Here is a 24,727-nt window from a genome sequence, read left to right as displayed (position 1 = left end):
CGACGCCGCGGCCGGCCGGACACAACACCCCTACGGCGACTAGCTCCTCAGCACCGCCCCGGTCCGCTCACCCGCGAGGGCCACAGCGGCATCGCGGGCCGCCGACGCCTCGTCGACGGTCAGCGTCCGGTCGGCCGCGCGGAAGCGGAGCGCGTACGCCAGCGACTTGCGGCCCTCGCCGAGCTGCTCCTCGTTCTCGTACACGTCGAACAGCCGGATGGACTCCAGCAGTTCACCGGCGCCCTCGCGCAGCGCGGCCTCGACCTCGGCGGCCGGGACGGGCTTGTCGACGACGAGCGCGACGTCCTGCGTGGCGACGGGGAAGGCGGAGATCCGCGGCGCCCGGGGCGTGTCGTGGCCGACCTGCTCCAGGACGTCGAGGTTCAGCTCCATCGCGCAGGTGCGCCCGGGCAGGCCGAGGGCCTTCAGGACCCGCGGGTGCAGCTCACCGGCGTGGCCGACGACCCGCTCCGCGCCGTCGACGGTGACGGCCAGCTCGGCGCAGCGGCCGGGGTGCCAGGGGCCGTACTGGCCCTTGCGGACGATCAGCTCGGCGCCCGCCTCCTGGGCGACGGTCCGGGCGGCCTGCACCGCGTCGGCCCAGTCGGCCGGGCGGCCCGCGCCCCACCAGCCGGCCTGCTCGCGGGCGCCCGCGAGGACGACGGCGACATGGCGCGGCTGCTCGGGCAGCGCGGCGTCCAGCTCGGCGATCTCCTCGTCGGTGGGACGCCGGTCGACGGGCAGCACGACGGCGGTGCGCTGCTCCTCGCGCGGGTGGAAGACCAGCCCGGTCTCGAACAGGGCGAGGTCGTGCGAGCCGCGGCCGTCGTTGCGCCGCAGCGCGCCCAGCAGGCCCGGCAGCAGCGACGTGCGGAGCGCGGGCTCCTCGTCGTTGAGCGGGTTGGTGAGCTTCACGACGCGGCGGGCCGGGTCGTCGGCCTCCAGGCCGAGCTGGTCGAAGACCTGCTCGGAGAGGAAGGGGTAGTTCGGCGCCTCGACGTACCCGGCCCCGGCCAGGGCCCGGCCGACGCGGCGGTGCAGCCGCTGGCGGGCGGTCAGACCGCGGCCGGAGGGCGGCTTGGGCAGCGTGGAGGGCAGGTTCTCGTAGCCCTCCAGGCGGATGACCTCTTCGGCCAGGTCGTTCGGGTCGGTGAGGTCGGGCCGCCAGGACGGCACGGTCACGACCAGCTCGTCCTGCCCGTAGACGTCGCAGCCGATCTCCTGCAGACGGCGTACGACGGTCTCGCGGCCGTAGGTGACGCCCGCGACCTTGTCCGGGTGGTCCGCCGGGACGGTGATCGTGCGCGGCGCGGACGGGGCGACGACCTCGGTGACGCCCGCCTCGGCGGTGCCGCCGGCGAGGAGCACCAGCAGGTCGACCGTGCGCTGGGCCGCGGCGGCGGCAGCGGCCGGGTCGACGCCGCGCTCGAAGCGGCGGGAGGCCTCGGAGGACAGCTTGTGGCGGCGGGCGGTGCGGGCGATGGAGACCGCGTTGAAGTGGGCGGCCTCGATCACCACGTCCGTCGTGGCGTTCTCGAGATCCTCGTGGTCGGCGATCTCCGTGTTGGCGCCGCCCATCACACCGGCGAGGCCGATGGGGCCGCGGTCGTCGGTGATGACCAGGTCCTCGGCGTCCAGCGTGCGGGTCACGCCGTCGAGGGTGACGAGCTTCTCGCCCGGCTGGGCGCGGCGCACGCCGATGGTGCCCTCGACCAGCTTGCGGTCGTAGGCGTGCAGGGGCTGGCCCAGCTCCATCATCACGTAGTTGGTGACGTCGACGGCGAGCGAGATCGGGCGCATGCCGACCTTCTGCAGGCGGCGCTGGAGCCAGATCGGGGAGCGCGCCTCGGGGCTCAGACCGGTGACGGTCCGGGCGGTGAAGCGGTCGCAGCCGACCGGGTCGGTGACCTGCACCGGGTAGCCGAAGGCGTTCGGCGCGGGCACGTCGAGCAGCGCGGGGTCCCGCAGCGGCAGGCCGTAGGCGATGGCGGCCTCGCGGGCCACGCCGCGGATGGACAGGCAGTCGCCGCGGTTGGCGGTGACGGCGATGTCCAGGACCTCGTCGACCAGCTCCAGCAGCTCGACGGCGTCCTTGCCGATCTCGGTCTCCGGCGGCAGGACGATGATGCCCTTGGTGCCGTCGTCGCCCATGTTCAGCTCGTCGCTGGAGCAGATCATGCCGCGGGACATCCGGCCGTACGTCTTGCGCTCGGCGATCTGGAAGTCGCCGGGGAGCACGGCGCCGGGCAGGGCCACGACGACCTTGTCGCCGGCCTGGAAGTTCCGGGCGCCGCAGACGATCTCCTGGGGCTCGCCGGTGCCGTTGGCCTGGCCGACGTCGACGGTGCAGAAGCGGATCGGCTTCTTGAAGCCCTCCAGCTCCTCGATGGTCAGCACCTGGCCGACGACCAGGGGGCCCTTGAGGTCGGCGCCGAGCTGTTCGACCGTCTCGACCTCCAGACCGGCCGACACCAGCTTGGCCTGGACGTCACGGCCGGTCTCAGTCGCCGGCAGGTCGACGTACTCCCGCAGCCACGAAAGCGGGACCCGCATCAGATCTCCATCCCGAACGGCCGGGTGAACCGGACGTCACCCTCGACCATGTCTCGCATGTCATCGACGTTGTGGCGGAACATCAGCATCCGCTCGATGCCGAACCCGAAGGCGAAGCCGCTGTACTTCTCCGGGTCGACGCCGCAGGCGGTGAGCACCCGCGGGTTGACCATGCCGCAGCCGCCGAGCTCGATCCAGCCCTCGCTGGAGCAGGTGCGGCAGGGCCGGTCGGGGTTGCCGACGGACTCGCCGCGGCAGACGTAGCACACCATGTCCATCTCGGCGGACGGCTCGGTGAAGGGGAAGAAGTTCGGCCGCAGCCGCGTCTTCATGCCCGAGCCGAACAGCGACTGGACCATGTGGTCGAGGGTGCCCTTGAGGTCGGCCATGGTCAGACCCTCGTCGACGGCGAGCAGCTCGACCTGGCGGAAGACCGGGGTGTGCGTGGCGTCCAGCTCGTCGGTGCGGTAGACGACACCGGGGCAGATCACGTAGACCGGCAGGTCACGCTCCAGCAGGGAGCGGATCTGGACGGGCGAGGTGTGGGTGCGCAGCACCACGCCGGACTCGGTGCCGCCGTCTGGGCCGGCCACGAAGAACGTGTCGTGCTCGCCGCGGGCCGGGTGGTCCGGGCCGATGTTGAGCGCGTCGAAGTTGAACCACTCGGCCTCGGCCTGCGGGCCCTCGGCGACCTCGTAGCCCATGGCCACGAAGATGTCCTCGATGCGCTCCGAGAGCGTGGTCAGGGGGTGGCGGGCGCCGGCCGGCACGCGGTCGTAGGGCAGCGTGACGTCCACGTCCTCCTCGACCAGGACGCGCGCGTCGCGCTCGGCCTCAAGCTCGACCTGGCGGGCGGCGAGGGCCTTGTTCACGGCGCCCCGGGCCTGGCCGACCAGCTTGCCGGCGGCCGCCTTGGCGTGCGGGGGCAGGGCGCCGATCTCGCGGTTGGCGAGGGCCAGCGGGGAGGTGCCGCCGGTGTGGGCGACCTTGGCCTCCTGGAGCGCGTCGAGGGAGTCCGCGGCGGCGAAGGCGGCGAGCGCCTCGTCCCGCATGCGCTCGATCTCTTCCGGTTTCAACGCCTCGACCTCGACAGGGTCGTACGACTTATTCGGTGCCGACATCTCTTCCCGTGCTTCCGGTTGGCTGGCTGGAGGTCCCCGTGACCATCGGTGGCCGTGTGAAGGACACAAAGGTGCCAAAGGCCGAGTCTAACGGGGTGGAGGTATACGAATGCGCCCGTGGGTCACTGGGCGAGATACGCCGGTGCCGCCACGGGCAGGGTAAATCGGAACTCGGCGCCGCCGCCGGGGGCGCGGCCGACGGTGATGGTGCCGCCGTGGGCCTCGACGATGCCCTTGACGATGTACAGCCCGAGGCCGGTGCCGCCGCGCTTGCTGCCCCGCCAGAAGCGGGTGAAGACGCGGTTCATGGACTCCTCCGGGATGCCGGGCCCCTCGTCGCTCACCGTGACCGACGTGCCGGTCTCCTCCCCCTCGCGGGGGGACGGGGCCGCTGTGATGTCAATGGTGACGGTTCCCTCGCCGTGCCGCACGGCATTTTCGATGAGGTTGCTGAGCACCTGGTCGATCTTGTCGGGGTCGGCCCACAGCATGGGCAGCGGCTGCTCGACGCGGAGCAGGAACCGGTCGGCGCTCTGCCCGGCGGCGACGTACGCCTGGATGTGCCGTCCTACGGCGGCCCCCATGTCGACGGGCTGGCGGCGCACCTCCAGCCGTCCGCTGTCGATCCGGGAGATGTCGAGCAGCTCGGCGATGAGCCGGGTGACGCGGTCGGCGTCGGCGTCGACGGTCTCCAGCATGAGCCGCTTCTGGTCGTCGGTGAACCGTTCCCACTTGGCCAGCAGGGTGGCGGTGAAACCCTTCACGGAGGTGAGCGGGGAGCGCAGCTCGTGCGCGACGGTCGCGATCAGCTCGGCGTGGGAGCGCTCGGTGCGGCGGCGGGCCTCGGTGTCGCGCAGGGAGACGACGACGCGGCTGACGGGCCCGGTGGGCCGCTCCCGTACGTAGCGGGCGGTGACGAGGACCTCGCGGCCGCCGGGCAGCAGCAGGTTCCGCTCGGGCTGCCGGCCGCGGATGGCGAGGCCGCCGTAGGGGTCGGTGAGCTGCCACCAGCGCCGGCCGTCGAGGTCCTCTAACGGGAGGGCCTTCTCCAGCGGCTGGCCGAGGGCGTCGGCGGCGCGGGTGGCGGTGATGCGTTCGGCGGCGGCGTTGAAGCGGACGACGCGGCCGTGCTCGTCGGCGACGACGAGCCCGTCGGGCAGCTCGTCGGGGTCGATGCCGGGGCCCGCGCCGGGCGGCGGGTCCGCGGGGTCGTCTCCCGCACCCCGTCCCGCTGCGCTGCTCGTGCCGACACTCATCCCCGTACCCCACCTCTCCGACGGAGGGCCGCCGAGCTGGTCAGCCTACTAGTTGCCGGTGGCCGTACGGCACCCTCCGGCCGCCCGCTGGGCGCGGGCGGACGCGTAGAGACATACGGCCGCGGCGGTGGCGAGGTTCAGGCTCTCGGCCCTGCCGTGGATGGGGACGCGGACGACGGCGTCGGCGAGGGCGCGGGTCTCCTCGGGCAGGCCCCAGGCCTCGTTGCCGAAGACCCAGGCGGTGGGCCCGCCCATGGTGCCCTTGTCCAGCTCGTCGTCGAGGTCGCGGTCGCCGGCCCCGTCGGCGGCGAGGATCCGCACCCCGGCGTCCTTCAGTCCGGCCACGGCCCGCTCGACGGGCACGCCGACGGCGACGGGCAGGTGGAACAGGGAGCCGACGGAGGCGCGCACGGCCTTGGGGTTGTACAGGTCGACGGAGGCGTCGGTCAGGACGACGGCCTCGGCGCCGGCGGCGTCGGCGCAGCGCAGCACGGTGCCGGCGTTGCCGGGGTCGCGGACGTGGGCGAGGACGGCGACGAGCTTGGGGCGCCGCCGCAGGATCTCCTCGAAGGGTGTGTCGAGGAACCGGCAGACCCCGACCAGGCCCTGCGGGGTGACGGTGGTGGAGATGTCGGCGATGACCTGCTCGGAGGCGAGGTGGAGACGGGCGCCGGCGGTGCGGGCCTCACCGATGATGTCGGCGTACCGCTCCGCTGCCTCCAGCGTGGCGAACAGCTCGACGAGGGTGTCCGCGTGCCCGGCCGCCTCCCGCACGGCCTGCGGCCCCTCCGCGAGGAACAGCCGCTCCTTCCCCCGGAAGTTCCGCTTGGCCAGCCGCCGCGCGGCGACGACACGGGGCGATCGGGGAGAGATCAGCTCGGGGCTGACGGGAGGCATCCTTCTTCACCTTCAGGAAATGTGCAGTGGTTCTCGGACTGCGGTGCCCCAGGCGACCCAGGGGCGCGGGGAACTGCGCGACGAGCCACGACGAACCCGCAGCCGAACGACGAGAGAGCCGACCCAACGACAGGACCCGCAAGCTGTAAGCCTGCGGGTCCTGCGGTGAACGTCGGCTAAAGCCGGCGCAGCGTCACGCGGCCTTCGGCGCGTTGACGTCCGACGGCAGCGCCTTCTGCGCCACCTCGACGAGCGCCGCGAAGGCGTTCGCGTCGTTGACCGCCAGCTCGGCCAGGATCTTGCGGTCGACCTCGATGTTCGCGGCCTTCAGACCCTGGATGAAGCGGTTGTAGGTGATGCCGTTGGCGCGGGCAGCGGCGTTGATGCGCTGGATCCACAGCTGACGGAAGTCGCCCTTGCGCTTCTTGCGGTCGTTGTAGTTGTAGACCAGCGAGTGGGTGACCTGCTCCTTGGCCTTGCGGTACAGGCGCGAACGCTGACCGCGGTAGCCGGAGGCCTGCTCGAGGATCGCCCGGCGCTTCTTGTGGGCGTTCACTGCCCGCTTGACGCGTGCCACTTTGTTTAACTCCTTGTAGCGGGGCCGTGGGTGGACTCACACGGCCCGGAATCGAATGGGTCCCGGTCCTGACGTACGGCGCTCCCGGCGGGGCGCCGGGTACGTCACTTGCCGAGAAGCTTCTTGATCTTCGCGGCGTCGCCCGGGGCCATCTCGGCGTTGCCGGTGAGGCGACGCGTCACTCGGGACGACTTGTGCTCGAGCAGGTGGCGCTTGCCGGCGCGCTCACGGAGCACCTTGCCGGAGCCGGTGACCTTGAAGCGCTTGCTGGCACCGCTGTGCGACTTGTTCTTCGGCATAGCGCCGTTCTCTCCTCGTCGGTGGCGCTCCGGTGCCCGGTCGCGAAAACCGGGCACGGTGGAGCGTCGCTCTTGTATCGGTTACTGCCTTGGGACATACGTCCCGGGTGTCACCCCAGGGCGTCAGCCCCCGGGGTCACGCTTCGGCGGAAGCCTCGGCAGGCGACGTCTCGGCCGGGGCCTCGTCGTCGTGCGCCGTGGCGTTCACAGCGCCCGGGTCCGCGGCGTTCTGCGACTTGCCCGGGTTCGCCTTCGCCTCGGCCTTGCGGGCCTCCTGCGCCTGGCGGGCCTCGGCCATCGCCTCGGTCTTCTTCTTGTGCGGACCGAGGACCATGATCATGTTGCGGCCGTCCTGCTTCGGGTTCGACTCGACGAACCCGAGGTCCTGGACGTCCTCCGCGAGGCGCTGCAGCAGCCGGTAGCCCAGCTCGGGCCGGGACTGCTCGCGACCACGGAACATGATCGTGATCTTGACCTTGTCGCCCTGCTTGAGGAACCGGACGACGTGACCCTTCTTGGTGTCATAGTCGTGCGGGTCGATCTTCGGCCGGAGCTTCATCTCCTTGATGACCGTGTGCGCCTGGTTCTTGCGCGCCTCACGGGCCTTCATGGCCGACTCGTACTTGAACTTCCCGTAGTCCATGAGCTTGCACACGGGCGGACGGGCGTTCGCCGCGACCTCAACCAGGTCGAGGTCGTACTCCTGAGCAAGCTCCAGTGCCTTCGCGAGCGGCACGATGCCGACCTGCTCGCCACTGGGACCGACAAGTCGCACCTCAGGAACGCGAATCCGGTCGTTGATGCGGGGCTCGGCGCTGATGGATCCTCCTCGGTAGCACCAACGCGGCGGTCTGGCGGACGGCCGCGTATGTCTGTGTTGTGAGACCTAACCGCGCCGAGACAGAAAAAATGCCCCGGACGATCACAGGCGGGGCTCCATACATCCGGAGCACCGCCGCGGAGACCGCGGGGCGCTTTCGGGCGGCTCCATCGTCCGTACGGAACGATGGTGGCCGCCTGACCGGTGACCCGCCGTCCCGGGGGACGGTCAGGTGGGAGATCGGAGCCTCCACTTGTGGGCCGTACACATGAGATGTCCGGCCGGTCGTCCTCCAGACTAGCAGGATCGCTTGACAACCCCTAATCGGGGAGTGGTGACCGGGCACCGCTTATCGTGTGGGGCATGAGTGAGACCCCTCCTGAGTCCCCCGACTTCGACGAGATGACCCGCGACATCGCCGAGGTCCCCGCCGTCGAGGTGATCGTGACGGTCGCCGTCAACCTAATGAGCGCCGCCGCGGTGAAGCTCGGCCTGACCGAGGAGGGCGACAAGTACAAGGACCTGGACGAGGCCCGCAAGCTGGTGCACGCCCTCGCCGGCCTGCTGGACGCGTCCGCGACCGAGATCAGCTCCTTCCACGCGGCGCCGCTGCGCGACGGCCTGAAGTCGCTGCAGCTGGCCTTCCGCGAGGCCTCGCTCGTCCCGGACGAGCCGGGCCAGGGTCCGGGCGAGAAGTACACCGGCCCGGTCTACGGCCAGCGGTAGCTCATCCGCGTACGTACAGGGGCTCGCCCGGCGGCGTCGCCTCGGCCGGCAGGACTGCCAGGTCGAGGCCGCGCACCAGGCGGGCCCTCAGCGTGTCGTCGGCGGCGAGCCGCTCGGCGACGGCACAGGCGGCCTCGGCGGGTACGGCGGCGGGGTCGAGGACCAGGGCGAGCGTGCCGTCGGCCTGTCCCGGGCCGAGGTGGGCGCGGACCACGCGCGGCTCGGCGGCGACGGCGGCGCGTACGGCGTCCCGCACGGCCGGGTCGGCGAGCGGGTCCGTCGTCGTACGGCCCTCGGCGAGGGCCAGCAGCGCGGGCCCGGTCAGTTCGAACGGCACGGGTCCGGCCAGGTCGAGGACGACCGTGTCGGCCTTCTCGTGGGCCGCGGCCTGCAGCGCCTGGTGCAGGGGTACGGCGACCGGGCGGGCCTCCGGGTCCCAGCGGGCGAGCGAGTCGGTGGAGGTGAAGGCGGGCAGCGCGGTGCGGTGTCCGGCCTTGAGCGTGGGCACGGCCATGTCGGAGGTCTTCTCGCGGCGCAGCCCGTTCTCGTCCTCCTCGACCTCGCCGAGCACGGCCACCACGGGGACCAGCAGCCGGGCGCCCTTGAGCGCCTCCAGGACGGGCCCGAGCGCGCCGCGGTCCTCGGCCCAGGCGGCGAGCGCCGCGCTCAGCCGGGGGTCGGCGGAGCCGTCGTCGTCGGAGAAGCCGGGGTCGGGAATGTTCTTGTTCGCCACGGTCCCGACCCTATCGGGGGGCGGCGCGGTGACCGCTTTCAGGGGTTTCTCAGCGAGCGGTGACCGCCCTCTCATGCGTGGCTGAGGGAAGGCACAGCCGGGGTGGCCAGCATCGCGGGCCATGGAATCCCCCGGAGCCCGTCGCCGCGTGTTCGCCTCCCTGTCGTGTCTCGCCGTGCTGGCGGCGGGTACGGCTGTGGGAGCGGCGTACGCGACGGACCCGCCCCGTTCGGGGATCCGGGCCGTGGCGGGCTCGCGGGAGGAGGCGTCGGTGGAACCGGTGGTGCGGCCCGCGACCGTGGACCGGCAGGCGCTGCTGGAGAAGGCGATCGCGGCCGTCGCCGTGCCCGAGGGGGCCCGGGTGTCGGTGGCCGTGCTGGACCTCGCCTCCGGGGAGCGCGCCGGGTACCGGGACGGCCTCTCCTTCGACACCGCCAGCATCGTCAAGGTCGACATCCTTGCCGCGCTGCTGCTCCGGGCGCAGGACACGGGGCGGTCGCTCACCGCCGCGGAGCGGGCGTACGCCACCGCGATGATCGAGCGGAGCGACAACGCGTCCGCGTCCGCGCTGTGGCGGGCCGTCGGGCGGGCGCCGGGGCTGCGGGCGGCGAACGAGCGGCTCGGGCTGACCGCCACCGTGGGCGGGGACGGCATGCTGTGGGGGCTGACGCGGACGACGGCCGCGGACCAACTGACCCTGCTGTCACAGGTGTTCGGGGAGGACTCCGCGCTGAGCGCCGCCTCTCGGGCGTATGTGCGCGGGCTGATGGGGCGGATCGCCGAGGGGCAGCGGTGGGGCGTGTCCGCCGCGGCGGACGGCTCCACGGCGTGGGCGCTGAAGAACGGGTGGCTGCCCCGGAGCACGACCGGGCTGTGGGACGTGAACAGCGTTGGGCGGGTGACGGCCGGGGGGCGGGAGTACGTGGTGGCGGTGCTGTCCGACGGGAACGGGACGCAGGCCGCGGGGGTCTCGCTGGTGGAGACGGTGGCGAAGGCGGCGGTGGGCGTGTTCGGCGGTGCCGAGGCGTCGTAGCCGCCGCGTGCCTCTCGGCTCGTCGGCCTCGGGTCAGCTCGTCGACCTACGGCCGCGCCACAGCACCACCGCCACCACCAGGAGTACCGCGCCGGTGCTGCCCGCCAGCGGGCCCGCCCAGTCGGCCGTGGTGTCCTCGGGCTCGGCGGTGTCGGGGCCGGTGCCGAAGTACTTCTCGCCGTACGACGCCGGGCGCAGGCCCTGCGGCTTCAGGCGGCCCGCCGCCTCGATGGCCGCCGCCGGGTCGATGAAGCCGTATCCGCGCGAGTCGTCGCGGCCGCCGGCCGGGGCGTCGCGGGCGGTGTCCTCCAGCAGCTTCTTGATCTGCGCCGGGGTCAGGCCGGGGTGGGCGGCCTTGATGAGCGCGACGGCGCCGGAGACGAAGGCGGAGGCGGCGGAGGTGCCCCAGCCCTCGTAGTACTTGTGGTCGGGGTCGGCGATGATCACGTCGACCCCGGGCGCGCTGACGGTGGCGTACCAGCGGCGGGTGGAGAACGAGGCGCGGGTGCCGTACTTGTCGACGGCGGTCGCGGCGATCACGCCCGGGTAGGCGGCCGGGTAGGAGATGTGGTCGCCCTTCTCGCCGCCGTTGCCGGCGGAGGCGACGACGACGGAGCCCTTCCTCAGGGCGTACTGGACGGCCTCGTCCTCCGCCGGTTCGGGGTGGGCGGACGCGGAGTCGTCGCCGAGGGAGAGGTTGATGACGTCGGCGCCGTGGTCGGCGGCCCAGCGGATGCCCTCGGCGAGGGCGTTGCCGCGGGTCTTGCGGGCGCGGCCGCGGGCCGGGTCGCCGTCCTCCAGGATGACGCGGACGGGGAGGATCTTCGCCTCGGGGGCGATGCCCATGACACCGTCGGCGCCGCCCGCGCCGTGGCCGTGCCCGGCGATGATGCTCGCCATCGCGGTGCCGTGCCGCGCCCAGGCGCGGTCGCCCTCGCCGGCCCCGAAGCCGACCAGGTCGGCGCCGGTGAGGACGTTGCCGGCGAGGTCGGGGTGGTCGGCCTCGATTCCGGTGTCCAGGACGGCGACGGTGATGCCCGCGCCCTTCGTGGTCCGCCAGACCTGCTGGGTGTGCAGGGCGTCCAGGGCCCACTGGGCGCCGCGTATGCCGTCGGCGTGCGCGGGGACGGCGGGGACGAGGACGGCGCAGGCGGCGAGGAGGCAGCCGACGAGGCCGGCCCGGCGGGTCGTACGGCTGCTCATGAGGGCTGCTCCGTGGGCTTGCTCGCGGTGGCGCGCAGGCCGCGTTCGATGCGGTCGGCCAGGCCCTGCGCCTCGTTGCCGAGGCCCGCCTGGGCCGGGGCGGTGGTGGCGCCGGGTTCGGCGGCCTCCTCGGCGGGCTGCGGGGTGTCGACGGTGCGGCCGTCGGCCCAGCCGGAGACGGCGTAGACGACGACGGGGGCGTCGGTGAGGACGGAGACGGTCCAGGAGGCACGCTGGGCGTCGCCGAAGCCGTCGGCCGCCGTGCCCTTCGCCGCGTACGGGCGCGGCATCAGGTCGGCGCGGTCGGCCAGGTCCTCCTTGTCGAAGCGGGTGCGCAGGGTGCGCATGGCGTCGGCGTCGGCGCCGGTGAAGAGGAGGCCGACGGTGGTGACGTAGCTCTGGGTGGCGTCGGTGTAGGTGGCGCGCAGCAGGCGCTCGCAGCCTGCGGGGGCGAGGGTCTTGGCCAGCAGCGGGTCGAAGGCGCCGGCGCAGCCGGAGTCGGGGGCGACGGCGATCCGGGTCCAGGTGCGGTCGGCGGCGCCGGGGCCGGCGCCCTGGCCCTGCACGGTGGGCGGGAACAGCTCGTCGACGGGGACGCTGTGCCACAGCTCGGCCGCGGTGGCGAAGGCGTCGGCGTCGGCCCGGTCGCCGGAGTCCCCGGTGAGCCAGCTGCCGGTGACGGCCCCGCCGATCAGGCCGAGACCGAGGACGAGGCAGACGGCGGCGGCCGCGCCGCGCCGGCGCCGCCGCACGCGGTACCCGGCCTCGTCGAACCGCTCCGGCTCGGCGAACGACACGACGGGCCGCACCCCGGCACCGGGCGCGCTCCAGGACAGGGCGGGGTCGGGCACCGTGGGGTGCGGCAGCGGTGCCCAGGGGCCGGCGGCGGAGGGCGCGGACGGGGCGTCGGGGTGTGCGGGCGCCGGGCCGGGGCGAGCCGAGGGCACGGAGCCGGTGCCCGGGCGGGCCGAGGTGGCGGGGGCCGTCCCGGGGTGTGCCGAGGACGCGGAGCCGGTGCCCGGGCGGGCCGAGGTACCGGGAGAGGCGCCCGGGCGGGCCGAGGCACCGGGAGAGGTGCCGGGGGCCGTCCCGGGGCGTGCCGGGGGCACAGAGCCGGTGCCCGGGCGGGCCGAGGTACCGGGAGAGGCGCCCGGGTATGCCGAGGGCGCGGAACCTGCGCCGGGACGCGCCGAGGTGGCAGGACCGGTGCCCTGGTGTGCCGAACCGGTGGGAGGCGTGCCCGGGCGGGCCGGGGGCGCGGAACCTGCGCCCGGGCGGGCCGCGTTGGAGGGAGCCGTGCCGGGGCGTGCCGGAGTCGCGGAACCTGTCCCCGGGCGGGCCGAGGTGGCAGGACCCGTGCCGTGGTGGGGCGCCGAGGGGGATGGCGCGGCGGGGTGCGTCGTCGAGCGAGGTGCTGTCCGCGCGGGGTGCGGGTCGGGCGGGACGGGGCGCAGGCGGGTCGTGGTCTCCGACGGGGTCTCCGTGGACCGGCCGGGCTGCGTGCCGCCCTCCGCGGGGCGCGGCTGGGCGCCGGTGCCGTTCTGCGGCTGCCGGGGGACGCCGCCCTGCTGCGGCGCCGGGTCACCGGAGCGCCCCGCGGCACCGGGCCGAGGGACGCCCGGCCCGGGCCGTCCTGCGGCGGGCGGGGCGTCGGGGAAGCGGGCGGAGGCGGGGGGCGGAGGCGGGTCCTGGGGGGCACCGCCCGCCGCGGGGAAGGAGCCGAACCCGGGTGTGCCGGCCGTGCCCTGGGAGGAGGCGGGGCGCCGGCCGGGCTGCGCGGGCGTGCCGGTCCGGGAGGTGCCGTCCGCCGGTGCGGCGGGGCCGCCGCGCGCGCCGGCGGTGCCGTCCGCGGGGCGGGCGCCCTCCGACAGCGCGCTGTCCGCCGGGGTCCCGGGCCGTGCCGTACCGCCCGCGGCGCGGAAACCCTCCTGCCGCGAGTCGCCCGGACGTGCCGTACCGCTGTCGGAGGCGGAGCCGTCGGGCTGGTCGGGTGCCGGACGGGGGGCTCGGTCGGGGCTGCCGGGCGGGGGTGCGGTCGGGCGCGGGGGGACCGGGGCGCGGCGTGCTTCCGTGCTCATGCACCCCCCGTTTCCTGGTCCCCGGGCCGTCGTCCTCGTGCGCGGGCCGCCCAGCGCGTACCCGACAGGCATACCCGCACGGGTGGGCGGCATCCCGGCACGGCGAGCGGCCGGAGCCGCGAACTCCGTGCGTGCGCGTCACTCTACGGGTTGTCGGTGACAGAACGGGAACCAGTCCGCACCCCCGGGGCATCTGCCCGGAACGTCCCCCTACCCTGCGGTAATCCGGCGTGGCAGGCTTCGTCCATGACTGCGCGCGCCGCCGACCGGGCCCGTTACGACCGGGCCACCGCCCATCTCGACGCCCCTGTCGCGATCGTGGACCTGGACGCCTTCGACGCCAACGCCGACGATCTGGTGCGGCGCGCGGGGGGCAAGCCGATCCGGGTCGCGAGCAAGTCCGTGCGCTGCCGGGCGCTGCTGGAACGGGTCCTCGCCCGGGACGGTTTCCAGGGGATCATGTCGTTCACGCTCGCGGAGTCGCTGTGGCTGGCCCGCTCCGGCTTCGACGACGTGCTGCTCGCCTACCCGTCCGCCGACCGGGCCGGTTACGCCGAACTCGCCGCCGATCCCAAGCTGGCCGCCGCCGTCACGGTCATGGTCGACGACGTGGCACAGCTGGACCTGATCGACGCGGCGCGCGGCGACGGGCGCGAAGTGGTGCGCGTCTGCCTGGAGTTGGACACCTCGCTGAGGCTGCTCGGCGGCCGGGTGCGGGTCGGTGCCCGGCGCTCCCCGCTGCACTCCCCCGCCGAGGTCGCCGAGCTGGCGCGGGCGGTGGCGCGGCGGCCCGGGTTCCGGGTGGTGGGGATCATGGCGTACGAGGGGCACATCGCCGGGGTCGGCGACGCGATCGCCGGACGGCCGCTGCGGTCGCGCGCGGTGCGGCTGATGCAGGCCGCGGCCCGGCGTGAACTGGCCGAGCGGCGCGCGGCGGTGGTGCGGGCGGTCCGGGCCGTCGTACCGGAGCTGGAGTTCGTCAACGGCGGCGGCACCGGCAGTGTGCAGCACACCGCCGCGGAGGACGCGGTCACCGAGATCGCCGCCGGGTCCGGGCTGTACGTGCCGCGTCTGTTCGACAACTACACGTCGTTCAGCGGCCGTCCGGCCGCGCTCTTCGCCCAGCCCGTCGTACGGCGGCCGGGGGTCGGGGTGGTGACGGTGCTGGGCGGCGGCTACCCGGCCTCGGGTGCGGCCGGCCGGGACCGGCTGCCGGTGCCGTATCTGCCGGAGGGTCTGCGGTACGACCCCCAGGAGGGGCCCGGCGAGGTGCAGACGCCGCTGCTCGGCTCGGCCGCGGACGACCTGCTGATCGGCGACAAGGTGTGGTTCCGGCACGCCAAGGCCGGTGAGCTGTGCGAGCGGTTCGACGTGCTGCACCTGGTGACGGGGGACGCCGTGACGGACACCGTGCCGACCTACCGGGGCGAGGGCCGCACGTTCCTCTGAGCGGGCGTCAGCTGCCGGGGCCGATGCTGCTGCCCACGCCGCCGCCCGTGTCCGCGTCGCCGACGGGGCGGATGCCGCGGGTGATGCGGTCCATGAGGGACAGCGGCGGCCCGTCGGGGCCGGCGTCGAAGACCAACCGGACGAGGACCGGCGCGCCGGTGCCGACGCTGGACGGGAAGGCCAGCGACTGGACGTACCCGCCGGGGCCCTTCTCGGTGGTGACCCGCCAGCGCACGTAGTAGCCGGCCCGGCCCGCGACGGCGATCTGGCCGGAGCCGACGACCCGGTGGGAGACGAGGCCGCCGAAGGGGCGCCGGCCGAGCCGGTCCTCGTCGTACGCCTCGCCGGCCACGGTCGCGATGTCGCTCTCCGCCAGGGCCTTGGGGGTGGTGGCGTCGGTCGCGGTCGCGGTGCGCGAGAAGACCCGGCCGTGGCGGCACAGGCCGGGGTCGCCGGGGCAGTCGTAGGTGCCGTCGGTGCTCATGACGAGGTCGGGGTCGGCGGCCTCCCGCGGGCGGATCCAGCCGTCCGGCAGCGGCAGGGTGATGCCGTTGAGCTGGTCCACGACGACGGCCGGGTCGTCGGCCGGGGGCGGTACGGACGACGGGGGCACGCTGGTGGGCGGGGTGATGGGCGGCGCGGAGGTGCCGGTCGCCGGGGCGGTGGCCGCCCGGGTGCCGCCGCCCGTGCCCCCGTCGCCGCCGTCGTCGCGGCCGAGGAGGAACGCGCCGGTGCCGATCGCGCCGGCCAGCACGGCACCGGCCACGGTGAGGGCGACGGCCCTGGCCCGCCCGGAACCGCCTCGGGGGCCGGCGGGCTGCCCCGGCCCCGCCTGGTGCGGGGCGAACGGCGCGGGCGTGGGCGGCACCGGTGCCTGGGGCGCGCGCCGGTGGTCGGTCCAGGCCGTGCCGTCCCACCAGCGCTCCACGTGCGGGGCCGACGGGTCGCGGTACCAGCCGGGCGGGGGCGTCATGCTCATCCCGGCACTGTAGGCCGCGGCCTCGTACCCCCCTACAGCGGTGTGACGTACGCCCCGGAGATACCGCCGTCGACGAGGAAGTCGGTGGCGTTGACGAACGAGGAGTCGTCGCTGGCGAGGAAGGCGACCGCGGCGGCGATCTCCTCGGCCTCGGCGAACCGGCCGAGCGGGATGTGCACGAGGCGCCGCGCGGCCCGCTCCGGGTCCTTGGCGAACAGCTCCTGCAGCAGCGGGGTGTTGACCGGGCCGGGGCACAGGGCGTTGACGCGGATGCCCTCGCGGGCGAACTGCACGCCGAGTTCGCGGGACATGGCGAGGACGCCGCCCTTGGAGGCGGTGTAGGAGATCTGGGAGGTGGCGGCGCCCATCCGGGCCACGAAGGACGCGGTGTTGATGATGGAGCCCTTGCCCTGGCGCCGCATGTACGGCAGGGCGGCCTTGCAGCACAGGTAGACGGAGGTGAGGTTGACCTCCTGGACGCGCTTCCAGGCCTCCAGGCCGGTCTCCAGGATGGAGTCGTCGTCGGGCGGGGAGATACCGGCGTTGTTGAAGGCGATGTCGACGCTGCCGTAGGTGTCGTACGCCGCCTTGAACAGCGCCTCGACCTGCTCGGGGTCGGTGACGTCGACCTTCACGAACAGCCCGCCGACCTCTTCGGCGGCGGCCTTGCCGCGGGCCTCGTCGACGTCGCCGCAGACGACGTGGGCGCCCTCGGAGGCGAGCCGGCGGGCGCTCGCGAGGCCGATGCCGCTGCCGGCTCCGGTGACGACGGCGGTACGGCCGACGAGACGACGGCACACGTTCTGTTCGGTCTGCTCGGTCACTGTGCGGGGCCCTCCGTGCTGATGAAGACGTTCTTGGTCTCGGTGAAGGCGGTCAGGGCGTCGGGGCCGAGTTCCCGGCCGAGGCCGGACTGCTTGAAGCCGCCGAACGGGGTCCAGTAGCGGACGCTGGAGTGGGAGTTGACGGACAGGTTCCCGGCGCGCACCGCCTGGGAGACGCGCAGGGCGCGGCCGACGTCGCGGGTCCAGACGGAGCCGGACAGGCCGTAGTCGGTGGCGTTGGCGAGGCGGACCGCCTCGGCCTCGTCCTCGAAGGGCAGGACGACGGCGACCGGGCCGAAGACCTCCTCGACGGCCACGCGCGCGCGGGGGTCGACGTCGGTGAGGACGGTGGGCGGGAACCAGAACCCGGGGCCCTCGGGGGCCTTGCCGCGGATGCCGGGGGCGTCCGGGTCGACGTAGGAGCGGACCCGGTCGAGCTGGGTACGGGAGATCAGCGGGCCCATCTGGGTGCTCTCGTCGGCCGGGTCGCCCACGAGGACGGACTCGATCGCGGGCGCCAGCAGGGCGAGGAAGCGGTCGTACACCGAGGCCTGGACGAGGATGCGGGTGCGGGCGCAGCAGTCCTGGCCGGAGTTGTCGAGGAAGGACATGGGGGCGGCGGCCGCGGCGGCCTCCAGGTCGGCGTCGGCGAAGACGAGGTTGGGGCTCTTGCCGCCGAGTTCGAGGGTGACGCGCTTGAGCTGTGCCGCCCCCTTGGCCAGCACCTGCTTGCCCACGGCCGTCGACCCCGTGAAGACGATCTTGGCGACGCCGGGGTGTTCGACGAGCGCGTCGCCCGCGACCGGCCCGTGCCCCGGCAGCACCTGGAAGATGCCCTCGGGCAGTCCGGCGGCGAGGGCGAGTTCGGCGAGGCGCAGGGCGGTGAGCGGGGTGGTCTCGGCGGGCTTGAGGATCACCGCGTTGCCGGCGGCCAGCGCGGGGGCCGTGCCCCAGGCCGCGATCGGCATGGGGAAGTTCCACGGGGCGATGACGCCGACCACGCCGAGGGGTTCGAGGATCGTCACGTCGAGCCCGCCGGGCACCGGGATCTGGCGGCCGGTCAGCCGCTCCACTCCCCCGGCGGCGTAGTCCAGCAGGTCGCGGACGTTGCCCGCCTCCCAGCGGGCGTTGCCGATGGTGTGCCCGGCCTCGCGGACCTCCAGCAGCGCCAGCTCCTCCAGGTGGGCGTCGACGGTGGCGGCGAACCGGCGCAGCAGCCGGGCCCGGTCGCCGGGCGGCAGCGCGGCCCAGCGGGTCTGGGCCCGGGCGGCGCGGGCGACGGCGGCGTCCACGTCGGCGGGGACGGCGGCGGGGACGGTGGCGACGACTTCCTCGGTGGCGGGGTTGAGCACCCGCAGCTCGGGCTGGGGCAGCTGGTGGGACTGGGGGGACTGGTCGGACAAGGGGGGCCTCACATGCGTTCGAAGGAGCGGCGCAGCTCCCAGTCGGTGACCGCGGCGTCGAAGGCGTCCAGTTCGACCCGCGCCATGTTGCGGTAGTGCGCGACGACGTCGTCCCCGAAGGCGGCCTTGGCCAGGGCGCTGTTCTCCCACAGCTCGGCGGCCTCCCGCAGGGTGGTGGGGACGTGCGCGTAGCCGGCGGTGTAGGCGTTGCCGGGGCAGGGTTCGGGCAGCTCCAGCTTGTGCTCGACGCCGTGCAGGCCGGCCGCCACCATCGCGGCGACGGCGAGGTGCGGGTTGACATCGCCGCCGGGCAACCGGTTCTCGAAGCGCAGGGAGCGGCCGTGGCCGACGACGCGCAGCGCGCAGGTGCGGTTGTCGTGGCCCCAGGCGACGGCGGTCGGGGCGAAGGAGCCCGGCTGGAACCGCTTGTAGGAGTTGATGTTCGGGGCGTACAGCAGGGTGAACTCGCGCAGCGCGGCGAGCTGTCCGGCGAGGAAGTGCCGCATGAGGTCGGACATGCCGCCGCCGTCTGCCGCCATGGCGTTGGTCCCGGCGGCGTCGGCGAGGGAGAGGTGGATGTGGCAGGAGTTGCCCTCGCGCTCGTTGTACTTGGCCATGAAGGTGAGCGAGACGCCCTCCTGCGCGGCGATCTCCTTGGCGCCGGTCTTGTAGATCGCGTGCTGGTCGCAGGTGACGAGGGCCTCGGCGTAGCGGAAGGCGATCTCGTGCTGTCCGGGGTTGCACTCGCCCTTGGCGGACTCGACGGTCAGCCCGGCGCCCGCCATCTCGTTGCGGATCCGCCGCAGCAGGGGCTCGATGCGGCCGGTGCCGAGGATGGAGTAGTCGACGTTGTACTGGTTGACCGGGGTGAGGCCGCGATAGCCGGCGTCCCAGGCCTGCTCGTAGGTGTCCCGGAAGACGATGAACTCCAGCTCGGTGCCGACCTGCGCGGTCAGCCCGAGACCGGCGAGGCGGTCCAGCTGGCGGCGCAGGATCTGGCGGGGCGCGGCGGTGACGGGCGAGCCGTCGTCCCACGCGAGGTCGGCGATCACCAGGGCCGTGCCGGGGTTCCAGGGCACGCGGCGCAGGGTGGCGAGGTCGGGCCGCATCGCAAAGTCGCCGTATCCCCGCTCCCAGGAGGACATCTCGTACCCGTCGACGGTGTTCATGTCGGCGTCGACGGCGAGGAGGTAGTTGCAGCCCTCGGTGCCGTGCCGGAGCACCTCGTCGAGGAAGAAGCGGGCGGCGAACCGCTTGCCCTGGAGGCGGCCCTGCATGTCGGGGAAGGCCAGGACGACGGTGTCGATCTCACCGCCGGCGACGAGGGCGTGCAGCTCCTCGACGCCGAGCGGGGCGGTGCGGTCTGCCACGGGAGGGCCTCCTACGGGCGTCGGTGCGCTGCCAGGTCGTGTCCGACTTTGCGGACACGGCCTGGGGCCGGGCCGGGAGACTTAAGGTATTGCCGGGAACCATTGGTTGGGAAGGGGGCGCGACGGCATGCCGGAGGGATCGAGGCGCGGCGCGGCGGACCGTCTCGCGCCCGTGCTGCGGCCGGTGCGGGCGGGCAACGGCTTCGAGGAGGCGCTGGAGCAGATCCTCCAGGTCGTGCGCCTCGGTCTGGTGCCGGCGGGCGGGCGGCTGCCGGCCGAGCGGGAGCTGGCGGAGCGGCTGGGGGTGAGCCGGGTGACGCTGCGGGAGGTGCTGAAGGTCCTCCAGGACCAGGGGCTGGTGGAGTCCCGGCGGGGCCGCTACGGCGGCACGTTCGTGCTGTCGCGCACCGAGACGCCCGGGGCGGCCGAGCTGCGCCGGCGGATCGCCGAGGTCGACGTCGAGGACGTGTTGCGGTTCCGGGAGGTGCTGGAGGTGGGCGCGGCGGACCTGTGCGCGGGCCACGGGCTGACCAGGGAGCAGGCGGAGCGGCTGCGCCGGGCCCTGGACGGCACGCACGAGGCGCCCCTGTCCGACTACCGCCGCCGCGACACGCTCTTCCACCTCACCCTGGCCGAACTGAGCGGCTCACCGTCGCTCACGGCCCAGTACGCGGCGGTACGGGCCACGGTGAACGACCTCCTGGACTGCATCCCCCTGCTGGTGCGCAATCTGGAGCACTCGCAGCGCCAGCACACGGCGCTGGTGGAGGCGGTTCTCGACGGCGACGCGGACGGGGCACGGGAGATCATGCGGGAGCACTGCGCGGGGACGGCGGCGCTGCTGCGGGGGTTTTTGACCTGAGGGGCGTGCCGGACGCAGGGCGGCATGCACAAAGGTTCGCAGGTGTTCCATTGGGTAGGGACGGAGCGGGAGGAGGGCGCGTGGCATGGCTGACAGGCCGCTGATCGGGGTGAGCACGTACCTGGAGTCCGGGACGCGCTGGGGGGTGTGGGAGCTGGAGGCGGCGCTGCTGCCGGCCGGCTACCCGCGGCTGGTCCAGCGGGCGGGCGGCCTGGCCGCGATGCTCCCGCCCGACGACCCGGCCCGGGCCGCCGCGACGGTGGCCCGCCTGGACGGCCTGGTGATCGCGGGCGGCCCCGACGTGGATCCCGTCCACTACGGCGCCGAGCGCCACCCGCGCACGGGTGCGCCGGCCCGGGAGCGGGACGCGTGGGAACTGGCGCTCACGGAGGCGGCGTTGGCGGCCGGGCTGCCGCTGCTGGGTGTCTGCCGGGGCATGCAGGTGCTGAACGTGGCGCTGGGCGGCACGCTCACCCAGCACATCGAGGGCCACGTCGGGACGCCCGGCGTCTTCGGCCGCCACCTGGTCAAGCCGGTCCCCGGCACCCGTTACGCCGCCCTGGTCCCCGAGGAGACCTCGGTCCCCACCTACCACCACCAGTGCGTGGACCGCCTGGGCAGAGGCCTGCTCGCGTCGGCCCACGCGGAGGACGGCACGGTGGAGGCGATCGAACTCCCCGAGCGGGAGGGCTGGGTGGTGGGCGTGCAGTGGCATCCGGAGATGGGAGAGGACGAGAGGGTGATGCGGGCGCTGGTGGAGGCGGCGGGTCTCAGCTGACCGCCCCGGGGGACGGTGGCCCCTCAGCCGACCGAGTCCGGTGGGCGGGTGGGCAGACGCGAGCGCGTCAGCGACAGCAGGTCCCGCGCCGGCCCCGCCGGCCGCCGCCCCGCCGGCCACACCGCTCGCAGTGCCCGCCCCAGCGCCACCCCGTCCACCGGCACGCTCACCAGCCGCCGCATCCCAAGCTCCTCCCCCACCGCCAGCTCGCTCAGGACCGCCGGCCCGGCCCCGCTCTCCGCCGCCGCCTTCACCGCGGTCGTCGAGGACAGCTCGATCAGCGGCCGGGCCAGCCCCAGCCCGACCCCGCCCAGCGCGGCGTCCAGCACCTGCCGTGTCCCGGAGCCCTTCTCCCGCAGGATCAGCGGCGTGGCCGCCAGCTCCTCGGCCGGCACCGGCCGCCGGCGCCGCGCCCAGGCGTGCCCGGGTGCCGCGACGACGATGAGCCGGTCCTGGGCGATGACCACGGAGTCCAGCCCGCCCGGCACGGTCAGCCCCTCCACGAACCCCAGGTCCGCCTCGTCGGCCAGCAGCCGCTCGGCGACCGCCGCGGAGTTCCCGGCGAGCAGCGACACGGCGGTGTCGGGCCGCTGGGCGCGCAGCGCGAGCAGCCACCCGGGCAGCAGGTACTCGGCGATGGTCATGCTGGCGGCGACCCGCAGGCGCGAGTCGCGGCGGTCGCGCAGCGCCTGCGCCCCGGCGTCGAAGGCCTCCGCGGCCTCCACGACCCGCCGCGCCCAGTCGGTGACCAGCGCGCCGGCGTCGGTGAGCCGGGAGCCGCGCGGCGAGCGGTCGACCAGGGCGACGCCGAGCTGGCGTTCCATCGAGCGGATACGGCTGCTCGCGGCGGGCTGGGTGATGCCGACCTCGCGTGCGGCGGCGCCGAGGCTGCCCAGCCGGGCCACGGCGAGCAGCAGTTCCAGCGCCCCCAGATCGGGCACCCGGTGCGCCAGCGACCCGCCGGGCGGGGCTCCCGCGCCGCCGGTTCCGCCCGTCCCGCCCGACGTACCCGACGTGCCCCTCGCCCCGCTCGCACCGCTGCTCATAAGGCCAGTTTATGCCCTCATAGACGCGTCCTCCCTGGTGGGAGCCCCGCCGGTCCGCGACCGTGGGAAGCATGGTCACCGCAGTCCGTCACCTGGGCCCCAACTGGTACGCCGCCGTCATGGGCACCGCCGTCGTCGCCACCGCCGGCGCCGCGCTCCCCGTGCCCCTGCCCGGTCTGCGCACCGTGTGCACCGCCGTGTGGGCCCTGTCGCTGCTGATGCTGGTGGCCCTGCTCGCCGCCCGTGCCTTGCACTGGCGGCACCACCGGGACCAGGCCCGCGCCCATCTGCTCGACCCGGCGGTCGCCCCGTTCTACGGCTGCCTGGCGATGGCCCTGCTGGCGGTGGGCGGCGGCACGCTCACCGTCGGCCGCGACTGGATCGGCGCCCGGGCGGCCGTCGCCGTGGACGCCGTGCTGTTCGGCGCGGGGACGGTGACCGCGCTGACGGCGGCGGTGGCGGTGCCGTACCTGATGGCCGTACACCACCCGGCGCGGCACCGGCTCGACGCCGCGCAGGCCTCGCCGGTGTGGCTGCTGCCGCTGGTCGCCCCGATGGTGGCCGCGGCGGTCGGTCCGTCGCTGGTGCCGCACCTTCCGGCGGGGCAGCCCCGCGAGACGCTGCTGCTGGCGTGTGTCGCCCTGTTCGGGCTGAGTCTGCTGGCGGTGCTGCTGATGCTGCCGCTGGTCTTCGCCCGGCTGGTCACCGGCGGCCCGCTGCCGCTCGCCCTGACCCCGACGCTGTTCCTGGTGCTCGGTCCGCTCGGGCAGTCCACGACCGCGGTCGGCAGGTTCGCGGACACCGCCCCCGGGGTCGTGCCCGGCGCCACCGCGGACGGTTTCTCCGCGCTCGCGGTGCTGTACGGCGTACCGGTCATGGGTTTCGCGCTGCTGTGGCTGTGCCTGGCGACCGCGCATGTGCTGCGGGCCCGCCGGGACGGGATGCGGTTCGCGATGACGTGGTGGGCGTTCACCTTCCCCGTCGGCACCTGCGTCACGGGCGCGGAGGCGCTGTCCCGGCACACCGGGCTGGCCGTCTTCGACGGTCTCGCGGTGGTCCTGTACGGCGTGCTGGTGGCCGCGTGGGTCGCCGCGGCGGCGGGCACGGTCCGCGGGCTGCTCAGCGGCGCACTGCTCGCAGCGCCGCGCCCAGCACCCGTGGCGCTTCGGTCAGTGACGGCCCGTACCACGTCAGGTGCCGCCCGCTGACCAGCGCACAGCGCAGTCCGGGGAAGGCCTCGGGTCCGTCGTCGGCGGAGAAGCGGTAGGGCTCGTCGGGCAGCACGACCAGGTCCGGTGCCGCGGCCCGCAGCTCCTCCAGGGGGACGCGCGGGTAGCGGTCGGGGTGGCCGCGGTACAGGTGGTCGACGCCGAGGCGGGCGAGGACGTCTCCGGCGAAGGTGTCCCGGCCGAGCACCATCCAGGGCCGCCGCCAGATCGGCACCACGGCGGTCGTACGGCCCTCGGACGGCACCGGCGCCTGCCAGGCGGCCTCCGCCTCGTCGAGCCAGCGCGGCCGTCCGCGCACCCCGCAGGCGGCGACGACCCGGTCGAGTTCGCGGAACGCCTGCGGCACCCCGCGCACTTCGGTGACCAGCACCTCCACGCCTCCCGCGCGCAGCTCGGCGAGGTCGGGGGCGCGGTTCTCCTCCTCGTTGGCGAGGACGAGGTCGGGGGCGAGGGCGAGGATCCGCTCCGTCTTCGGGTTCTTGGTGCCGCCGACGCGGGCGACGTCGAGGCCGGCCGGGTGGCTGCACCAGTCGGTCGCGCCGACCAGGACCCCGGGCGCCGAGGCGGCCACCGCCTCGGTCAGCGACGGCACCAGGGAGACGACCCTCACGGCCGGGGCCGGTCCCGTACCGCCTCGATGTGCTCGGCGACGGCGACGACGACGAGCCGGGTGTCGGAGACGGTGGCCCGCCAGCGGTGCCGTACCCCGCCGGTGAGGTAGAGGCTGTCGCCGCGGCCCAGCCGGTAGGCGCGGCCCTCGGCCTCGATCTCGACGGCGCCCTCGGCGACGTACATCAGCTGGTCGTTGCGGAACTGGAACTCGCGGCCGGCGTCGTGGTCGCCGGTGAACTCCTGGGCGTGCATCTGGTGGTGACCGCGCACCAGGGACCGTACCCGCGGCTCGGGGCCGGGCTCGCCGGGCTCGGCGCGGACGACGTCGACGCTGCACGCCGGGTCGGCGGCGGCGAGGAGTTCGACGGCGGTGGTGCGCAGCGCGTCGGCCACCCGCTCCAGCGAGCTCTGGCTGGGCCGGGCCCGGTCGTTCTCCACCTGGCTCAGGAAGGGCACGGACAGGCCGCTGCGTGCGGCGACGACGGCGAGGGTGAGCTCCAGGGCCCGGCGCCGTCGCCGCACGGCCGCGCCCACGCGCAGGGGCTGTTCTTTGTGGTCGCCCATCGCTCCGGCTCCCTCCTTCGCTCGTCGTTCGGTCGGGGTTGGTCGGGGTTGGGTCGTTGTTCGTGCATCGGTTGCGGGGTGCACCGCTTCTGAGGAGTTCTCTGCACCCTACGCATGTTCGGCAAACCGTTTCATGCGCCTGTCACATCGAGGACACGCTGGGGGCGCTACGACCTCACAGTTCGCGCCAGCTGATCGGCACCGGCCTCACCCTCCTCCGGGTCACCGGGTCCCCTGTTCGGTTCAATGCGCACGGCATCGCCCGTGTTCCCGCGCCGGTGCCGGCCCGGGCTCCGGCGAGGGCATCGCTCTGCG

At 74.4% G+C, this 24,727-nt stretch carries 23 protein-coding genes; 6 read left to right on the top strand and 17 right to left on the bottom strand.

All coding sequences use genetic code 11. The features are described from left to right. Nucleotides 1-39: 39 nt before the first annotated feature. The 7 genes from pheT to infC form a co-directional block, all read right to left on the bottom strand. A complete protein-coding gene (gene pheT, locus IE308_RS30280; protein ID WP_190220356.1) occupies nt 40-2,553 on the bottom strand; it encodes a phenylalanine--tRNA ligase subunit beta in 2,514 nt (837 codons plus the stop codon). Next, entirely contained in the window at nt 2,553-3,674 is a 1,122-nt protein-coding gene (gene pheS, locus IE308_RS30275; RefSeq protein ID WP_190220355.1) for a phenylalanine--tRNA ligase subunit alpha, read from the bottom strand. Before pheS ends, pheT begins: the two co-directional genes overlap by 1 nt. Before the next feature lie 122 nt (nt 3,675-3,796). Next, nucleotides 3,797-4,930, bottom strand: coding sequence for a sensor histidine kinase (locus IE308_RS30270; protein WP_190220354.1), 1,134 nt, complete (start codon nt 4,928-4,930; stop codon nt 3,797-3,799). Between the two features lie 48 nt (nt 4,931-4,978). Next, nucleotides 4,979-5,827, bottom strand: a complete 849-nt coding sequence (locus IE308_RS30265; RefSeq protein WP_190220353.1) for a TrmH family RNA methyltransferase — start codon at nt 5,825-5,827, stop codon at nt 4,979-4,981. Nucleotides 5,828-6,020: 193 nt separating this feature from the next. Further along, entirely contained in the window at nt 6,021-6,404 is a 384-nt protein-coding gene (rplT, locus tag IE308_RS30260) for a 50S ribosomal protein L20 (RefSeq protein WP_016642495.1), read from the bottom strand. Nucleotides 6,405-6,508: 104 nt separating this feature from the next. Next, nucleotides 6,509-6,703, bottom strand: coding sequence for a 50S ribosomal protein L35 (gene rpmI / locus IE308_RS30255; protein WP_004933563.1), 195 nt, complete (start codon nt 6,701-6,703; stop codon nt 6,509-6,511). Between the two features lie 136 nt (nt 6,704-6,839). After that, nucleotides 6,840-7,523, bottom strand: coding sequence for a translation initiation factor IF-3 (gene infC, locus IE308_RS30250; protein WP_110627013.1), 684 nt, complete (start codon nt 7,521-7,523; stop codon nt 6,840-6,842). A gap of 363 nt (nt 7,524-7,886) precedes the next feature. Here infC and IE308_RS30245 point away from each other — a divergent pair, with 363 nt between their 5' ends. Continuing rightward, nucleotides 7,887-8,249 (top strand): DUF1844 domain-containing protein, encoded by a 363-nt coding sequence (locus IE308_RS30245; protein ID WP_110627014.1) that lies wholly within the window; start codon nt 7,887-7,889, stop codon nt 8,247-8,249. Nucleotide 8,250: 1 nt separating this feature from the next. Here IE308_RS30245 and IE308_RS30240 read toward each other — a convergent pair whose 3' ends face one another. Next, a complete protein-coding gene (locus IE308_RS30240) occupies nt 8,251-8,982 on the bottom strand; it encodes an SseB family protein (RefSeq protein WP_190220352.1) in 732 nt (243 codons plus the stop codon). Nucleotides 8,983-9,103: 121 nt separating this feature from the next. Between IE308_RS30240 and IE308_RS30235 the strand changes: the two genes are divergently transcribed. After that, nucleotides 9,104-10,015 carry a serine hydrolase gene (locus IE308_RS30235; protein ID WP_190220351.1) on the top strand — a complete coding sequence of 304 codons (912 nt, stop codon included), beginning with the start codon at nt 9,104-9,106 and terminating at the stop codon, nt 10,013-10,015. Between the two features lie 33 nt (nt 10,016-10,048). Here IE308_RS30235 and mycP read toward each other — a convergent pair whose 3' ends face one another. Together mycP and IE308_RS30225 are read right to left on the bottom strand one after the other, a co-directional pair. Further along, nucleotides 10,049-11,218 carry a type VII secretion-associated serine protease mycosin gene (gene mycP, locus IE308_RS30230; protein ID WP_190220350.1) on the bottom strand — a complete coding sequence of 390 codons (1,170 nt, stop codon included), beginning with the start codon at nt 11,216-11,218 and terminating at the stop codon, nt 10,049-10,051. After that, nucleotides 11,215-12,165 (bottom strand): hypothetical protein, encoded by a 951-nt coding sequence (locus IE308_RS30225; RefSeq protein ID WP_229909272.1) that lies wholly within the window; start codon nt 12,163-12,165, stop codon nt 11,215-11,217. Before IE308_RS30225 ends, mycP begins: the two co-directional genes overlap by 4 nt. A 1,377-nt stretch (nt 12,166-13,542) precedes the next feature. On the opposite strand from IE308_RS30225, the gene IE308_RS30220 reads away from it, so the two are divergent. Continuing rightward, nucleotides 13,543-14,745, top strand: a complete 1,203-nt coding sequence (locus tag IE308_RS30220; RefSeq protein ID WP_190220349.1) for an amino acid deaminase/aldolase — start codon at nt 13,543-13,545, stop codon at nt 14,743-14,745. 7 nt (nt 14,746-14,752) lie between these two features. Here the strand turns inward: IE308_RS30220 and IE308_RS30215 are convergent, their stop codons facing one another. From IE308_RS30215 to IE308_RS30200, 4 genes are read right to left on the bottom strand one after another with little or no spacing between them, the layout of a single operon-like run. Further along, on the bottom strand, nt 14,753-15,718 hold the full coding sequence (locus IE308_RS30215) for a DUF2510 domain-containing protein (protein WP_190220499.1): 966 nt from the start codon (nt 15,716-15,718) through the stop codon (nt 14,753-14,755). A 38-nt stretch (nt 15,719-15,756) separates the two neighbouring features. Then, a complete protein-coding gene (locus tag IE308_RS30210) occupies nt 15,757-16,548 on the bottom strand; it encodes a 3-oxoacyl-ACP reductase (protein WP_190220348.1) in 792 nt (263 codons plus the stop codon). After that, the gene (locus IE308_RS30205; RefSeq protein ID WP_229909257.1) at nt 16,545-17,951 is read right to left on the bottom strand and encodes an aldehyde dehydrogenase family protein; all 1,407 of its coding nucleotides are present in this window, start codon (nt 17,949-17,951) and stop codon (nt 16,545-16,547) included. The genes IE308_RS30210 and IE308_RS30205 overlap by 4 nt, the downstream gene beginning before the upstream one ends. Nucleotides 17,952-17,959: 8 nt before the next feature. Further along, entirely contained in the window at nt 17,960-19,321 is a 1,362-nt protein-coding gene (locus tag IE308_RS30200) for a glutamine synthetase family protein (RefSeq protein WP_110627020.1), read from the bottom strand. A gap of 127 nt (nt 19,322-19,448) precedes the next feature. Here IE308_RS30200 and IE308_RS30195 point away from each other — a divergent pair, with 127 nt between their 5' ends. Both IE308_RS30195 and IE308_RS30190 read left to right on the top strand, forming a co-directional pair. After that, entirely contained in the window at nt 19,449-20,183 is a 735-nt protein-coding gene (locus tag IE308_RS30195; RefSeq protein WP_190220347.1) for a FadR/GntR family transcriptional regulator, read from the top strand. Nucleotides 20,184-20,268: 85 nt separating this feature from the next. Beyond that, nucleotides 20,269-20,961, top strand: coding sequence for a gamma-glutamyl-gamma-aminobutyrate hydrolase family protein (locus IE308_RS30190; protein ID WP_190220346.1), 693 nt, complete (start codon nt 20,269-20,271; stop codon nt 20,959-20,961). Between the two features lie 23 nt (nt 20,962-20,984). Here the strand turns inward: IE308_RS30190 and IE308_RS30185 are convergent, their stop codons facing one another. Continuing rightward, nucleotides 20,985-22,007, bottom strand: coding sequence for a LysR family transcriptional regulator (locus tag IE308_RS30185; protein WP_229909255.1), 1,023 nt, complete (start codon nt 22,005-22,007; stop codon nt 20,985-20,987). 71 nt (nt 22,008-22,078) lie between these two features. On the opposite strand from IE308_RS30185, the gene IE308_RS30180 reads away from it, so the two are divergent. Next, nucleotides 22,079-23,215: a TDT family transporter gene (locus IE308_RS30180; RefSeq protein ID WP_190220345.1), complete on the top strand. Its 1,137-nt coding sequence runs from the start codon at nt 22,079-22,081 to the stop codon at nt 23,213-23,215. On the opposite strand, the gene IE308_RS30175 is transcribed toward IE308_RS30180, so the two are convergent. Both IE308_RS30175 and IE308_RS30170 read right to left on the bottom strand, forming a co-directional pair. After that, the gene (locus tag IE308_RS30175) at nt 23,127-23,846 is read right to left on the bottom strand and encodes a helical backbone metal receptor (protein ID WP_190220344.1); all 720 of its coding nucleotides are present in this window, start codon (nt 23,844-23,846) and stop codon (nt 23,127-23,129) included. The genes IE308_RS30180 and IE308_RS30175 overlap by 89 nt on opposite strands. Continuing rightward, complete coding sequence (locus IE308_RS30170) at nt 23,843-24,412, bottom strand: helix-turn-helix domain-containing protein (protein WP_110627025.1); 570 nt, start codon at nt 24,410-24,412, stop codon at nt 23,843-23,845. The genes IE308_RS30175 and IE308_RS30170 overlap by 4 nt, the downstream gene beginning before the upstream one ends. Nucleotides 24,413-24,727: the final 315 nt, after the last annotated feature.

The sequence above is a fragment of the Streptomyces griseosporeus genome, assembly GCF_014656055.1.
GTDB classification, from domain to species: domain Bacteria; phylum Actinomycetota; class Actinomycetes; order Streptomycetales; family Streptomycetaceae; genus Streptomyces; species Streptomyces griseosporeus.
Note: the sequence above shows the minus strand (reverse complement) of the source record. Positions and strands in the feature narration are given on the sequence as shown.